Consider the following 15180-nt stretch of genomic DNA (forward strand, 5'->3'; position numbering starts at 1 on the left):
TCCGGGCCGGCATGCGGGCCTCGGTCGTCGTCCGGGCCGGAACGTGGGCCTCGGCTGTCGTCCGGGCCGGGACGCGGGCCTTGGCGGTCCTCCGGACCGGAACGCCGGCGCCGCCTCCCGGTCGCCGCCGTGCTGCTCTGTGTCGCCGGGGCCGCGGTCTCCGCGGGGTCGCACGGGGCCGATGTGCGGCGCGGGCCGGTGCCCGGGCTGGCGCGGCAGTACGCCTTTGTGACCGCCGAGGTCGAGATCACCTCCGACCCCCGGCTCACGCGGCCCCGGATCAGGGGCGACCGTGCCATGCCGCCCTCCGTGCTGATGGACGCGGAGGTACGGCGCGTGGAGGAGGCGGACGGGACAGCGGTGGTCACACGGGCGCCGGTGCTGGTGATCGTCGACGTGGGGACGCGGACGGGAACGTCCGCCGTGGGGCCGGGCGGCACCGGCCCGGTGAGCGCTGCCGAAAAGCCGTCACCCTGGCTCGAGTTGCTGCCCTCCACGCGCCTGCGCATCCACGCCCGATCGGCGCCCGCCGCCGTCGGTGGCGACCGGATCGCGGGGGTGCTGCGGGTGCGGGGGCAGGCCGTGCCGGAGGTGGTGGCAGGGCCGTCGGGGGTGCAGCGGTTCGCCGGCCGATTGCGGGCCGGGCTGCGGGAGGCCACGGACGGGCTGACCGCGGATGCGCGTGCGCTGCTGCCCGGACTGGTCGTCGGGGACACCTCGCGGATCACCCCGGAGCTGGACGCGGCCTTCAAGGAGACCGACCTGGCGCACCTGCTCGCGGTGTCCGGAAGCAACCTCACCATCATCCTCGCCCTGCTCATCGGGCCGCCGGGCATGGCCCAGCTGGTGGAGCGGCGGGGGCTGGCGCCCCGGCTCGGCATCCCGCTGCGGACGACCGCTGTGCTCGGCGGCGCGCTCACGCTCGGCTTCGTGGTCGTGTGCCGCCCCGATCCGAGTGTGCTGCGGGCCGCGGCCTGCGGCAGCGTCGTACTGCTGGCCCTGGCGACCGGCCGCCGCAGGTCGCTCGTCCCTGCCCTGGCGACCGCGGTCCTGCTGCTGGTGCTGTACGACCCCTGGCTGGCCCGGAGTTACGGCTTCCTGCTGTCCGTGCTGGCCACCGGTGCCCTGCTCACGCTCGCTCCGCGCTGGAGCGAGGCGCTGCGGCGGCGCCGGGTGCCGCCGAGGCTCGCCGAAGGGCTGGCCGCGGCCGCCGCCGCGCAGGTGCTGTGCGCGCCGGTCGTGGCCGTGCTGTCGGCCCGGGTGAGCCTGGTGGCGGTGCCGTGCAATCTGCTCGCGGAGCTCGCGGTGGCGCCGGCCACGGTGCTCGGATTCGCGTCGCTGGCGACGGCGCCGGTGCTGATGCCGTTGGCCAAAGTGTGCGCGTGGTGCGCGAGTTGGCCCGCGGGCTGGATCGCGGACATCGCCCGCACGGGGGCCGCGCTGCCGGGCGGGGGAGTGGACTGGCCGGGCAGCTGGACCGGGGCGGCGCTGCTCGCCCTCGTCACGCTGGTCGTCCTCACGGTCGGCCGGCGGCTGCTGAGACATCCCTGGCTGTGTGCGGTCTGCGGGGTGCTGCTGGTGCTCGTCGTCGTGCAGCCAGCGCCGCTGACCAGGGTGATCACGGGCTGGCCGCCTCCGGGGTGGCGGCTGGCGATGTGCGACGTGGGGCAGGGCGACGCGACCGTGCTCGCGGCGGGGGACGGCAGCGGCGTCGTGGTGGACGCCGGACCCGATCCGGCACTGGTCGACCACTGTCTGCGCACGCTCGGCATCACCAGGATCCCGCTGATCGTGCTGACCCACTTCCACGCCGACCATGTGGCCGGGCTGCCCGGTGTGCTGCGCGGGCGCTCGGTGGGGGCGATCGAGACCACGGGCTTCGAAGAGCCCGCGGACCAGGCGCAGTTCGTACGGAAGGAGGCTGCGGCCCGGCACATCCCGCTCACTCGGGCCACGGCGGGGGAGCAGCGGCGTACCGGCGCGCTGAGCTGGCGGGTGCTGTGGCCTCCGCCGCGTCCGGCACCGGATCCGGACGGGCCGAACGACGCCAGCGTCGCCCTGCTGGTCAGATCGGCAGGACTGCGGTTCCTGCTGCTCGGAGATCTCGAACCCCCGGCCCAGCAGGAGCTGTTGAGGTCGCCGCAGGGGGCGCTGCTGGCCGGAGTGGACGTGCTCAAGGTGGCCCATCACGGTTCGGCGTACCAGGACCCGGAGCTGATACGCAGGGTGGCGCCGCGGCTGGCGTTGATCTCCTGCGGGCAGGACAACCCGTACGGTCACCCGGCTCCGAGCACGGTCGCGGCGCTGCGGGCCGAGGGTGCGGTGGTGCTGCGGACCGACCGGGACGGAGCGCTCGCTGTCGCGGGAGCGGGCAAGGAGCTGCGAGTGGCGACAGACTGAGGGCATGCATATCCGAGAGATCGACGGCTACCTCCTCCGCCTGGGAATCGGGCCCGAAGGGTGGCCGACCGCGCCCACCACCGACGTACTCCGCGATCTGCATCTGCGCCATCTGCGGACCGTGCCCTTCGAGAACCTCTCGATCCACCTCGGCGAGGAGATCGTGCTGGAGGAGGACCGGCTGGTGGACAAGGTGGTGGGGGCGCGGCGGGGCGGGTTCTGCTACGAACTCAACGGCTTGTTCGCGGTGTTGCTCGGCGCGCTCGGCTTCGAGGTCACCCGGCTCGCCGCGCGGGTGCACGGGGACGGAGGCCGGCTCGGGATCCCGTACGACCATCTCGCGCTGCGGGTGCGGACGGCGGACGGGGCCGAGTGGCTGGCGGACGTGGGCTTCGGGGCACACAGCCACTATCCGCTGGCGTTCGCGGACCGGGGTGAGCAGAAGGACCCGGGCGGAGTGTTCCGGATCGTCGAGGCGGGACCGGACCTGGACGTGGTGCTGAACGGCAGGCCGCAGTACCGGCTGGAGCTGCGGCCGCGCGAGCTCGGCGACTTCGTGGCCGGGGCGTGGTGGCACAGCACCTCGCCCAGGTCGCACTTCGTGCAGTCGCTGGTGTGCTCAAGGGTGACGGAGGACGGAGGGAGGATCACGCTCAGCGGGCGGACCTTCAAGGTGACGGAGGCCGACGGGGCGCGGGAGGAGCGGGAGTTGGGCACCGACGAGGAGGTGCTCGGGGTGTACCGGGAGCGGTTCGGGATCGCGCTGGACCGTGTGCCGACCGCGCGAAATCCGCACAGGGACTCCTGATTCGGTTCACAGGGGGCCAGTTGTCGCTACTCGTGCGTAGGCATCCCGATTTGCCTCGAAAGCCGCAACGGTGATCGAATATTTCTTCGTAAACCAATGATGCCGAGGAGCACTTGGGGTGGCGTAGATGTTCGGCCGCTGGCTGGGAAACCGATCGAGCAGGGTGCAACGGACGAGTCCCCTGGCGGCGGTGACGACCCCGCCGAGTGCCGGCGTGCTGAGCTGCCGGGTGCTGGATTCGGTCAACGACCCGGTGCCGCATGCCGAGTTCACGGTCAGCGACGCCATGGGGCGCAAGGTGGTCGGCGGGGAGACGGATCCCTACGGGTCGTTCGTGACGACGGTGCCCGCGGGCCAGTACCGGCTCGCGGTGTCGGCCGAGGGCTTCACGCCCTACCGTGCCGGCGCGACCGTCGCGGAGGACACGCTCTCCTCGCTGGGCGATGTGATGCTCCAGGTCGCGCGGCCGCCGCAGCTGCCGCCGGCGGGTGACTGGGAGGTCGAGCCGACGCACTCCTCGATCGGGTTCACCGCGCGGCACATCGGGCTGGCGCGGATCCACGGCCGGTTCAACTCCTTCGCCGGGGCGGTGCGGATCAGCGAGCCGGTGGAGCAGTCGGCGATGCATGTGGTGATGGACGCGGCCTCCATCGACACGAACGTCAGGATGCGCGACGACCATCTGCGATCCGCGGACTTCCTGGACGTGGAGCGCTTTCCGACGCTGGAGTTCTACAGCGACCGGTTCGTGCACAGAGGCGGGAACCGGTGGGCGGTCACGGGGGCGCTGTCGCTGCACGGCGTGACGCGGACGGTCACGCTGGACATGGAGTACCTCGGGCTCGGCAACGGCATGGAGGGCGAGGTGCGGGCGGCCTGCCGGGCCACCACGGAGCTGCACCGGGACGACTTCACGGTCAGCTGGCAGACGATGCTGGCGCGGGGGATCGCGGTGGTCGGGCCGAGCATCCGCGTCGAACTCGACGTGCAGATCGTGCGCAAGGGCTGACCTGCGTCCTGCCTCCGGCGAGGGTGCCGGAGAATGAGCTCGTGAGCGATGTGAGACATGTGCTGGTGCTGCCCGACCGCGATGCCGCGGAAGAGGTGGCCGAGGCGCTGGGGGAGCGGTTCGGGGTCGCCGAGGAGCCGCAGCTGGTGCGGGACGCGCTGGCGGGCGAGGATGACGCCGAGGACGCGCAGTGGCTGGTCGTGCTCAGCGACGAGAACGGGCGGCTGGACCCCGTGGAGCTGGACGCGTTCGCGGGGGAGTGGGACGGCTGGCGCGAGGAGCCGTAGCTCTCCGAGGGGAGCGCCGCCCCGTGGGTGCGGCCGTGCCGGCCTTGTTGTCAGTGGGCCGTGCCATGCTTTACGCGATGGCCAGGAAGACTGCGAATGACGACCCTCTCGCCCCGGTGACGCTTGCCGTGGGCCAGGAGGACCTCCTGCTCGACCGTGCCGTGCAGGAGGTGGTGGCCGCCGCGAGGGCCGCCGACGCCGACACGGACGTACGTGACCTGACGTCGGACCAGTTGCAGCCCGGCACGCTCGCCGAGCTCACCAGTCCCTCGCTCTTCGCGGAGCGCAAAGTCGTGGTCGTACGGAACTCCCAGGATCTTTCGGCCGACACGGTCAAGGACGTGAAGGCGTATCTGGGGTCGCCCGCCGAGGAGATCACCCTCGTGCTGCTGCACGCGGGAGGAGCCAAGGGCAAGGGGCTGCTCGACGCCGCGCGCAAGGTGGGTGCCCGGGAGGTGGCCTGCCCGAAGATGACCAAGCCGGCGGACCGGCTGGCCTTCGTGCGCGGGGAGTTCCGGGCCGCCGGGCGGTCGGCCACGCCCGAGGCCTGCCAGTCGCTGGTCGACGCCATCGGCAGCGATCTGCGGGAGCTGGCGTCCGCCGTCTCCCAGCTGGTCGCCGACGTGGAGGGGACCATCGACGGCGCGGTCGTCGGGCGGTACTACACCGGCCGGGCCGAGGCGTCGAGCTTCGAGGTCGCCGACCGGGCGGTGGAGGGGCGGGCGGCCGAGGCGCTGGAGGCGCTGCGGTGGGCGCTGTCGACCGGCGTCGCGCCCGTGCTGATCACCAGTGCGCTCGCGCAGGGGGTGCGGGCGATCGGCAAGCTGTCCTCCGCCCGCGGAGGGCGGCCGGCGGATCTCGCGCGGGAGCTCGGGATGCCGCCGTGGAAGATCGACCGGGTGCGGCAGCAGATGCGGGGGTGGACGCCGGACGGGGTGTCCGTCGCGCTCCGGGCGGTGGCCGAGGCGGACGCGGGCGTCAAGGGCGGCGGCGACGACCCGGACTACGCCCTGGAGAAGGCGGTCGTGACGATCGCCCGCGCGGCCCGCTCACGAGGCCGCACCTGACCCCACCGCCCGACGCTCCACCCCACCGCCCTCGCCCACCCCACTTCAGGGGCCTGCCACCCCTTCGCCGCTGTCCGGGGGCACCGCCTCCCGGCGCGCCCGTACATGCCGAGGGCCTCCGCCACCCCACACGCCAAAAACCCCGGCCCCCGCCCTGGGGAAGGGCGGGACACCGGGGTCCTCGGGTTGCTCGTTCGAGCCCGTACCCGCGTGGCGAACGCAGGCCGCGTACAGGCTCTGGGGGGCCGGTCGGGAGCGGATGAGAGAGGGCCCGCTCTGGGTCCTTCCGGCGATCAGATCGGAGAGATGTCAGCCCTCGACGGACGCGACCTTCTGAGCAAGCGCCGACTTCTTGTTGGCGGCCTGGTTCTTGTGGATGACACCCTTGGAGACGGCCTTGTCGAGCTGGCGCGCGGCAGCGCGCTGGTACTCGACGGCCTTCTCGCGGTCACCCGCGGCAGCGGCCTCACGGGCCTTGCGGATCGCGGTCTTCAGGGAAGACTTGACGGCCTTGTTGCGCAGCCGGGCCTTCTCGTTGGTCTTGATCCGCTTGATCTGGGACTTGATGTTCGCCACTGATTGAGCCTTTTCAGGTTCAGGCACAGGACCGCACGCGGCCCGTGCCAGGTGATTTCTTGAGTGCGCCTCGCGCTGAGAGGGCATGAGGCACAGCCACCCAGGCTACCAGTGGCCCGGCCCGTGGCCCAAAACGGTCCCAGGTCCCCGCCCATGGGACGATGGAGCCTACGTAACGATCCGACCCGAGGCATAAGGCGCCTCAAGAGACAGGACCCTGCGTGCCCGCGACCCCTAACAATGTGCCCGAGCCGAGCCGTACCGACCCGGCTCTGATCCGCAATTTCTGCATCATCGCGCACATCGACCACGGCAAGTCCACGCTCGCCGACCGGATGCTCCAGCTGACCGGCGTCGTCGAGCAGCGGCAGATGCGTGCTCAGTACCTCGACCGGATGGACATCGAGCGCGAGCGCGGCATCACGATCAAGTCCCAGGCGGTGCGCCTGCCGTGGGCTCCCACCCACGACAAGAACCACACGCACATCCTCAACATGATCGACACCCCGGGGCACGTCGACTTCACGTACGAGGTCTCGCGGTCGCTGGCCGCCTGCGAGGGCACCGTCCTCCTCGTCGACGCGGCCCAGGGCATCGAGGCCCAGACTCTCGCCAACCTCTACCTGGCGATGGAGAACGACCTCACGATCATCCCCGTGCTGAACAAGATCGACCTGCCGGCCGCGCAGCCCGAGAAGTTCGCCGAGGAGCTCGCCAACCTGGTCGGCTGCGACCCCTCCGACGTGCTCCGGGTCTCCGCGAAGACCGGTGTCGGCGTCGACGCGCTGCTCGACAAGGTGGTGGCGGAGATCCCGGCGCCGGTCGGCGTCGCGGACGCCCCGGCCCGCGCGATGATCTTCGACTCCGTCTACGACTCCTACCGCGGCGTCGTCACGTACGTCCGTGTCATCGACGGCCAGCTCAACAGGCGCGAGCGCATCAAAATGATGTCGACCGGTGCCACCCACGAGCTGCTGGAGATCGGCACGAACTCGCCGGAGATGCTCTCCGCGGACGGGCTCGGGGTCGGCGAGGTGGGCTACCTCATCACCGGTGTGAAGGACGTCCGCCAGTCCAAGGTCGGTGACACCGTCACCAGCCAGCACAAGGGGGCCACCGAGGCGCTCGGCGGCTACAAGGACCCCAAGCCCATGGTCTTCTCCGGTCTGTATCCGCTGGACGGCTCCGACTACCCGGAGCTGCGCGAGGCCCTCGACAAGCTCCAGCTCAACGACGCCGCGCTGGTCTACGAGCCGGAGACCTCCGCCGCCCTCGGCTTCGGCTTCCGCGTCGGCTTCCTGGGCCTGCTCCACCTCGACGTGATCCGCGAGCGCCTGGAGCGCGAGTTCGGCCTCGACCTGATCGCCACCGCGCCCAACGTGGTCTACCGCGTGCTCATGGAGGACGGCAGCGAGCACACGGTCACCAACCCGAGCGAGTTCCCCGAGGGCAAGATCAACGACGTGTACGAGCCCGTCGTACGCGCCACGATCCTCGCGCCCACCGAGTTCATCGGGTCGATCATGGAGCTGTGCCAGACCCGGCGCGGCACCCTGCTCGGCATGGACTACCTCTCGGAGGACCGTGTCGAGATCCGCTACACGCTTCCGCTCGCGGAGATCGTCTTCGACTTCTTCGACCAGCTGAAGTCGAAGACGCGCGGCTACGCGTCGCTGGACTACGAGCCCACCGGCGAGCAGACCTCCAGCCTGGTCAAGGTCGACATCCTGCTGCACGGCGACAAGGTCGACGCCTTCTCCGCGATCACGCACAAGGACGCGGCCTACGCCTACGGTGTGCGGCTCGTCGCCAAGCTGCGCGAGCTCATTCCGCGGCAGGCCTTCGAGGTGCCCATCCAGGCCGCCATCGGCTCCCGGGTGATCGCCCGCGAGACCATCCGCGCCATCCGCAAGGATGTGCTCGCCAAGTGCTACGGCGGTGACATCTCCCGTAAGCGCAAGCTGCTCGAGAAGCAGAAGGAGGGCAAGAAGCGAATGAAGATGGTGGGTTCCGTGGAGGTTCCGCAGGAGGCGTTCATCGCGGTGCTCTCCAGCGATGACAGCGCGGGGTCGGGCAAGGCCAAGAAGTAACCAGAGGTAACGACCGGTCGCGTCGTCAAACCGGACACAACAGGGGCTCGTCGTACGAAAATGCGGCGGGCCCCTACGCGTGCGTAACGTCGCTCTCTGTACGAAGTGACAGGCCGCCGCCTCTTACGAACCGGCCGGTCGGGCTCTACTCTGATCTCTGCTCCATAGTTACTCGCGAGTTAAACAACCGCCGCGAGTGAAACCAGCCGCACTGAGCCAGCCGCACTGCCGCGGGCCCCGGAGGATGTCGTGAGCGACACACAGACACTGATCGAGAACCGTCCGCCGAGCGTGGCGACTCTCTTCCTGGAACGCGTTGCCGCCACACCGGACGCCGAGGCATACCGCTACCCGGTGGCACCGGTCTCCGGTGACGGCCCCGACGAGTGGAAGTCGCTGAGCTGGGCGCAGGCCGCCGAGCGGGTCTACGCGATCGCGGCCGGCCTGATCGAGCTGGGCGTGCTGCCCGAGCAGCGCGTCGCGCTCGCCTCCTCGACCCGGGTCGAGTGGCTCCTCGCCGACCTCGGCATCATGTGCGCCGGCGCGGCCACGACCACCATCTACCCGCAGACCAACTCCGACGAGTCGGCGTTCATCCTCGCCGACTCCGAGAGCCGGGTGCTGATCGCGGAGGACGCGGCCCAGGCCGCCAAGGCGGTCGACAAGCGCGGCGAGCTGCCCGCCCTCACGCACGTCGTGGTGATCGACCCGGCCGGTGTCGAGACGAGCGACTGGGTGCTGACCCTCTCCGAGCTCGAGGCCCGTGGCGCCGCCCGGCTGGAGAAGGACCCCGACCTGATCAGGGAGCGGGTCGGCGCGATCGGCAGGGACCAGCTCGCCACCCTCATCTACACCTCCGGCACGACCGGCCGCCCCAAGGGCGTGCGCCTGCCGCACGACAACTGGTCGTACATGGCGAAGGCGATCGCCGCGACCGGGCTGGTCGGTGCGGAGGACGTGCAGTACCTGTGGCTGCCGCTCGCGCACGTCTTCGGCAAGGTGCTCACCTCCGGCCAGATCGAGGTCGGCCACGTCACCGCCGTCGACGGCCGCGTGGACAAGATCATCGAGAATCTGCCGATCGTGCAGCCGACGTACATGGCGGCCGTCCCGCGCATCTTCGAGAAGGTCTACAACGGGGTCGCGGCCAAGGCGAAGGCCGGCGGCGGCGCCAAGTACAAGATCTTCCAGTGGGCCGCGGAGGTCGCCCGCGAGTACGCCAAGGCCTCCCAGGACAACTTCCGGCGCACCGGCACGGCGTCCGTCCCGTTCGGGCTCGCCGCCAAGCACAAGGTGGCCGACGCCCTCGTCTTCGCCAAGATCCGCGAGGCGTTCGGCGGGAACCTGCGCGCCTGCGTCTCCGGCTCGGCCGCGCTCGCCCCGGAGATCGGCTACTTCTTCGCCGGCGCCGGCATCCACATCCTGGAGGGCTACGGCCTCACGGAGTCCTCGGCCGCCTCCTTCGTGAACCCCGGCGAGGCGTACCGCACCGGCACGGTCGGCAAGCCGCTGCCCGGCACCGAGGTGCGCATCGCGGACGACGGCGAGATCCTGCTGCGCGGCCCCGGCATCATGGAGGGCTACCACGGGCTGCCCGAGAAGACCGCCGAGGTGCTGGAGTCGGACGGCTGGTTCCACACCGGCGACATCGGCGAGCTGTCCCCGGACGGCTACCTGCGCATCACCGACCGCAAGAAGGACCTCATCAAGACGTCCGGCGGAAAGTACATCGCGCCGGCCGAGGTCGAGGGCCAGTTCAAGGCCGTGTGCCCGTACGTGTCCAACATCCTGGTGCACGGCGCCGACCGGAACTTCTGCACGGCGCTGATCGCGCTGGACGAGCCGTCGCTTCTCGAGTGGGCCAAGGACAACGGGCTGGAGGGCAGGTCCTACGCCGAGATCGTCGCCGCGCCCGCCACGGTCGCGCTCATCGAGGGCTATGTGAAGGAGCTCAACGAGGGGCTCCAGCGCTGGCAGACCATCAAGAAGTTCCGGCTGCTGCCGCGGGACCTCGATGTGGAGCACGGTGAGATCACGCCGAGCCTGAAGCTGAAGCGGCCGGTCGTGGAGCGGGAGTACAAGCACCTGATCGACGAGATGTACGCCGGTACGCGGGAGGCGTAGCCGAGGAGCAGGGGTCAGCCCGGGCGTCCCCTGTTCACCAGCTGACGGATCTCCCGGATCCGGGCACGCACCGTGTCTTGGTCCGGGGGATCCTCGCCGTCCAGGTCCGCCTCCAGTTCCGCCAGTCTGGCCCCCACCCCCCCGTGGTCCGCCCTGGTGTCCGCCTGCTCCTGCGCGAGCAGACGCCCCAGCTGGAGGTTCTTGCGGTGGAGGTCGAGGAAGACGGTGACCTTCGCCCTGAGCACCCACGGGTCGAAGGGCTTGGTCAGATAGTCCGCGGCTCCCGTGGCGTAGCCGCGGAAGGCGTAGCCCGAGTCGTCGTCCGCGCCGGTCAGGAAGATGATCGGGACGTCCTTGGTCTGGTCGAGCCGCTTGATGTTCGCGGCCGTCTCGAATCCGTCCATGCCGGGCATGCGCACGTCGAGCAGGACGAGGGCGAAGTGCTGCCGCAGCAGCGCCTTCATCGCCTCTTCGCCCGAACGCGCGCGTACCAGCGGCTCGTTGAGGGACCCCAGGACGGCCTCCAGTGCGATCAGGTTGTCCTCCATGTCGTCCACGAGGAGGATGCTGGCGCGCTCGTCGGTCGTTGCCTCAGCGCTCATGGTGACTGTGCCTCATGATTCGGTCGTCGGCGGAACCGCGGCTTCCCCTATCGCGCCGGGTTCTGTTGCAACGGTCGCGATGGTGTCGTCCACGCCTTCTGGATCCAGCAGTGCGCACACGACCGTCAGCAGGAGATCGACGTCCACCGGCTTCGGTACGTAGTCGTTCGCGCCCCGTGCGATGGACTTCTCCCGGTCCCCGGGCATCGCCTTCGCGGTGAGGGCGACGATCGGCAGGCCGGTCCAGCGGGGGGTGCGGCGGATGGCGGCGATGGTCTCGTAGCCGTCCATCTCCGGCATCATGATGTCCATCAGGACGAGTTCGACATCCGGATTGCGTTCCAGGGTCTCGATGCCCTCGCGGCCGTTCTCCGCGTACAGGACGGGCATGCCGACCCGGCCGAGGACATGGGTGAGGGCGAAGACGTTGCGGATGTCGTCGTCGACGATCAACACCCTTCGTCCGGGCAGCACTTGACCGGCCCGGCCGGTCTTCCACGCCTCGAGTTTGGTGGGCGTCGGCCAGGAGTCGTCCGCGTCGTGCGAAGCGGTGAACGGCTCGGTCGACAGCTGCTGGGGCACCGGCAGCGAGCGCTCCTCGGCGACCGGACCGGTCGCCGCGTGGCCAGGGCTGACGACGGGCACGTACAGCGTGAACGTGGACCCCTTGCCCGGCTCGCTCTCGGCGACGATACGTCCGCCGAGCAGTCCCGCGATCTCCCGGCTGATGGACAGGCCGAGGCCGGTGCCGCCGTACTTGCGGTTGGTGGTGCCGTCGGCCTGCTGGAACGCCTCGAAGATCACCGGCAGCTTCTCGGCCGCGATGCCGATGCCCGTGTCGGAGACCGAGAAGGCGATCACGTCGTCCCCGTCGTGGACGCTGAGGTGCTCGACGTTCTTGATCCGGCTCACCCGCAGCTCGACGCGACCCGTCGCGGTGAACTTGATCGCGTTGGACAGCAGGTTGCGCAGGATCTGCTGGAGCCGCTGCTCGTCCGAGTACATCTCGCGCGGCACGTTCTCGCCGACCGTCACCTCGAAGGCGAGCCCCCGGTCGACGGTGAGCGGGCGGAAGGTGGCGTGGACGTAGTCGAGCAGTTTGATCAGCGGCAGCTTCTTCGGGCGTACGTCCATCCGGCCGGCCTCGATCTTCGACAGGTCCAGGATGTCGTTGATCAGCTGGAGCAGGTCCGAGCCCGAGCGGTGGATGGTGGTCGCGAACTGCACCTCCTGGTCGGTGAGATGGCCGTCCGGGTTGTCGGACAGCAGCCGGGCCAGGATGAGCAGCGAGTTGAGCGGGGTGCGCAGCTCGTGCGACATGTTCGCCAGGAACTCCGACTTGTACTGGGAGGACGTCGCCAGCAGGGCTGCCTTCTCCTCCAGTTCGGCGTTCGAGCGCTGCAACTCGGCCTGCTGCATCTGGAGTTCGTCGGAGCGTTCCTGGAGCTGCATGGCCAGCCGCTGGGACTCGCCGAGCAGGGACTCCGTACGGGAGTTGGCGATGATCGTGTTGATGGCGACGGCGATGGTGTTCACGAACTGGTCGAAGAACGCCAGGTGTACGTCGGAGAAGCGGGAGAAGGACGCCAGCTCGATCACACCGAGGAGCTTGTCCTCGAAGAGGATCGGGATGATGACGACACTCGCCGGCGCCGCCTCGCCGAGCCCGCTGTTGATCTTGATGTAGTCCGGCGGGGCCTCCTCCACGAGGATCCGCTTCTTCTCCCGGGCCGCCTGCTGCACCAGGCCGTGCACCGGGAGGCCGCCGGTCTCGACGGTCGCGCCCTGTGCCGAGCCGTACCCGGCGATGAACGCGAGCCCCTTCGCGGGCACCGAGGTGCGCAGCGAGGTGCTGTCCTCGCCCGGGTCGGCCAGGAAGAACGCGCCGTACTGGGCGTTCACCAGCGGGGTCAGCTCGCGCAGCAGCAGGTCGGCGACCTCCATCAGGTCGCGGTGACCCTGCATCAGGGCGGCGAGACGGGCCAGGTTGGATTCCAGCCAGTCCTTCGCGCGGGTCGTCTCACGGAGGTTGGACACCATCAGGTTGATGTTGTCCTTCAGCTCGGCGACCTCGCCGCGCGTCTCGACCGTGATCGAGCGGGACATGTCGCCCTGGGCCACGGCGGAGGCGACCTCGGCGATCGCGCGGACCTGGGTGGTCAGGTTCGACGCCAGCTCGTTCACGTTCGTCGTCAGGCGCTTCCAGGTGCCGTAGACACCCTCCACCCGTGCCTGGCCGCCGAGTTGGCCCTCGGAGCCGACCTCGCGGGCGACGCGGGTGACCTCGGAGGAGAAGGAGGAGAGCGTGTCGACCATGGTGTTGATGGCGGTCTTCAGCTCCAGGATCTCGCCGCGGGCGTCCACGTCGATCTTCTTGGAGAGGTCGCCGTTGGCGACGGCGGTGGTCACCTGGGCGATGTTGCGGACCTGCGACGTCAGGTTGTCCGCCATGTAGTTGACGTTGTCGGTCAGGTCGCTCCACACGCCGGAGACCCCGAGCACCTGGGCGCGACCACCCAGTCGTCCGTCGGTGCCGACCTCGCGGGCCACGCGGGTCACCTCGTCCGCGAACGCGCGCAGCTGCTCCACCATCGTGTTGACGGTGTCCTTGAGCTCCAGGATCTCGCCGCGCGCGTCGACGGTGATCTTCTTCGAGAGGTTGCCGTTGGCGACGGCCGTCGTCACCTGGGCGATATTGCGGACCTGCGACGTCAGGTTCAGCGCCATGAAGTTGACGTTGTCGGTGAGGTCCTTCCAGACGCCGGAGACGCCTCGCACCTGGGCCTGGCCGCCGAGGTTTCCCTCGGTGCCGACCTCGCGGGCGACGCGGGTGACCTCGTCGGCGAAGGCGGAGAGCTGGTCGACCATCGTGTTGATCGTCGACTTCAGCTCCAGGATCTCGCCCTTGGCCTCGACGGTGATCTTCTTGCCGAGGTCGCCCTGGGCGACCGCGGTGGAGACGAGCGCGATGTTGCGGACCTGCGAAGTGAGGTTGTCCGCCATGAAGTTGACGTTGTCGGTGAGGTCCTTCCAGACGCCGGAGACGCCCCGCACCTGGGCCCGGCCGCCGAGGTTTCCCTCGGTGCCGACCTCGCGGGCGACGCGGGTGACCTCGTCGGCGAAGGCGGAGAGCTGGTCGACCATCGTGTTGATCGTCGACTTCAGCTCCAGGATCTCGCCCTGGGCGTCGACGGTGATCTTCTGGCTCAGGTCGCCGTTGGCGACGGCGGTGGTCACCTGGGCGATGTTGCGGACCTGCGAAGTGAGGTTCGAGGCCATGAAGTTGACGTTGTCGGTGAGGTCCTTCCAGACGCCCGACACACCCCGCACCTGGGCCCGGCCGCCGAGCTGACCCTCGGTGCCCACCTCGCGCGCGACCCGGGTCACCTCGTCGGCGAAGGCGGAGAGCTGGTCGACCATCGTGTTCACGGTCAGCTTCAGTTCGAGCAGTTCACCGGTCGCCTCGACCGTGACCGTACGGGTCAGGTCGCCGCGGGCCACGGCCGTCGTCACCAGCGCGATGTCACGCACCTGGGCGGTCAGCCGGGACGCCATCGTGTTGACGGCCTCGGTCACGGCCCGCCAACTGCCGGAAAGTCCGGTCACCTTGGCCCGCCCGCCGAGCCGCCCCTCCGTGCCCACCTCCCGCGCGACCCGGGTCACCTCGCCCGTGAACAGCGACAGCTGGTCGACCATCTTGTTCACCGCACGGCCCAGCCGCCGCAGGTCACCGCGTAACTGCCGGCTGCCGTCGTGCAGGTCGACCCGCTGGGTGAGGTCGCCGCCGGCCACCGCGTCCAGCACCCGCGTGGCGTTGGCCGCCGGGGCCACCAGGGCATCGAGGATCTGGTTGACGTCGTCGACCCGGGACGTCCACGCGCCCAGGCCCGGACTGGCCGAGACCCGCTCGTCGAGCCGCCCGTAGCGCACCAACTCGCGCTTCACGCGCTGCACTTCCCCGTTGAAATGCGTGCTCCGGTCCGAGATCTGGTTGTAGACCGCCGTCAGTTCGGCCACGATGCCGTGGCCCGTCTCGGGAACCTTCGTGAAGTCACCGTCCCGGGCCGCGATCATCGCGGCGAGCAGCGGGCGCAGCTCCGAAGCTCGGACTTGTTCCGCTTTTTGTCCGTCTTCGAGCGCACGTGTAGCACTGTTCTCACTCATGGCGGCCCACTTCGGTAACTCGGCGCTTATGGGCGTGGCCAGTCTGTCACTCT

Annotated in this window: 10 protein-coding genes; 7 read left to right on the forward strand and 3 right to left on the reverse strand. The window is 69.9% G+C overall.

Features of this window, described 5'->3' with window-relative positions:
• Positions 1–54: 54 nt before the first annotated feature.
• The 5 genes from ACGFYN_RS06825 (at position 55) to holA (ending at position 5571) form a co-directional block, all read left to right on the forward strand.
• On the forward strand, positions 55–2400 hold the full coding sequence (locus ACGFYN_RS06825; protein ID WP_393864872.1) for a ComEC/Rec2 family competence protein: 2346 nt from the start codon (positions 55–57) through the stop codon (positions 2398–2400).
• A gap of 4 nt (positions 2401–2404) precedes the next feature.
• Entirely contained in the window at positions 2405–3208 is an 804-nt protein-coding gene (locus tag ACGFYN_RS06830; protein ID WP_393864673.1) for an arylamine N-acetyltransferase, read from the forward strand.
• A 127-nt stretch (positions 3209–3335) separates the two neighbouring features.
• Positions 3336–4217, forward strand: a complete 882-nt coding sequence (locus ACGFYN_RS06835; RefSeq protein ID WP_393864674.1) for a YceI family protein — start codon at positions 3336–3338, stop codon at positions 4215–4217.
• 41 nt (positions 4218–4258) lie between these two features.
• Positions 4259–4504: a hypothetical protein gene (locus ACGFYN_RS06840; RefSeq protein WP_393864675.1), complete on the forward strand. Its 246-nt coding sequence runs from the start codon at positions 4259–4261 to the stop codon at positions 4502–4504.
• A 77-nt stretch (positions 4505–4581) separates the two neighbouring features.
• A complete protein-coding gene (holA, locus tag ACGFYN_RS06845) occupies positions 4582–5571 on the forward strand; it encodes a DNA polymerase III subunit delta (RefSeq protein ID WP_393864676.1) in 990 nt (329 codons plus the stop codon).
• A 309-nt stretch (positions 5572–5880) separates the two neighbouring features.
• Here holA and rpsT read toward each other — a convergent pair whose 3' ends face one another.
• Positions 5881–6147 (reverse strand): 30S ribosomal protein S20, encoded by a 267-nt coding sequence (gene rpsT / locus ACGFYN_RS06850; RefSeq protein ID WP_393864677.1) that lies wholly within the window; start codon positions 6145–6147, stop codon positions 5881–5883.
• A 221-nt stretch (positions 6148–6368) separates the two neighbouring features.
• Between rpsT and lepA the strand changes: the two genes are divergently transcribed.
• Positions 6369–8237, forward strand: coding sequence for a translation elongation factor 4 (lepA, locus tag ACGFYN_RS06855; protein WP_393864678.1), 1869 nt, complete (start codon positions 6369–6371; stop codon positions 8235–8237).
• Positions 8238–8486: 249 nt separating this feature from the next.
• The gene (locus ACGFYN_RS06860; protein WP_393864679.1) at positions 8487–10361 is read left to right on the forward strand and encodes an AMP-dependent synthetase/ligase; all 1875 of its coding nucleotides are present in this window, start codon (positions 8487–8489) and stop codon (positions 10359–10361) included.
• Between the two features lie 14 nt (positions 10362–10375).
• On the opposite strand, the gene ACGFYN_RS06865 is transcribed toward ACGFYN_RS06860, so the two are convergent.
• The gene (locus ACGFYN_RS06865; protein WP_393864680.1) at positions 10376–10963 is read right to left on the reverse strand and encodes a two-component system response regulator; all 588 of its coding nucleotides are present in this window, start codon (positions 10961–10963) and stop codon (positions 10376–10378) included.
• 12 nt (positions 10964–10975) lie between these two features.
• Positions 10976–15127 carry a HAMP domain-containing protein gene (locus ACGFYN_RS06870; RefSeq protein ID WP_393864681.1) on the reverse strand — a complete coding sequence of 1384 codons (4152 nt, stop codon included), beginning with the start codon at positions 15125–15127 and terminating at the stop codon, positions 10976–10978.
• Positions 15128–15180 lie beyond the last annotated feature (53 nt).

Origin of the sequence: Streptomyces sp. NPDC048419 (genome assembly GCF_043200415.1) — a bacterium.
GTDB lineage: Bacteria > Actinomycetota > Actinomycetes > Streptomycetales > Streptomycetaceae > Streptomyces.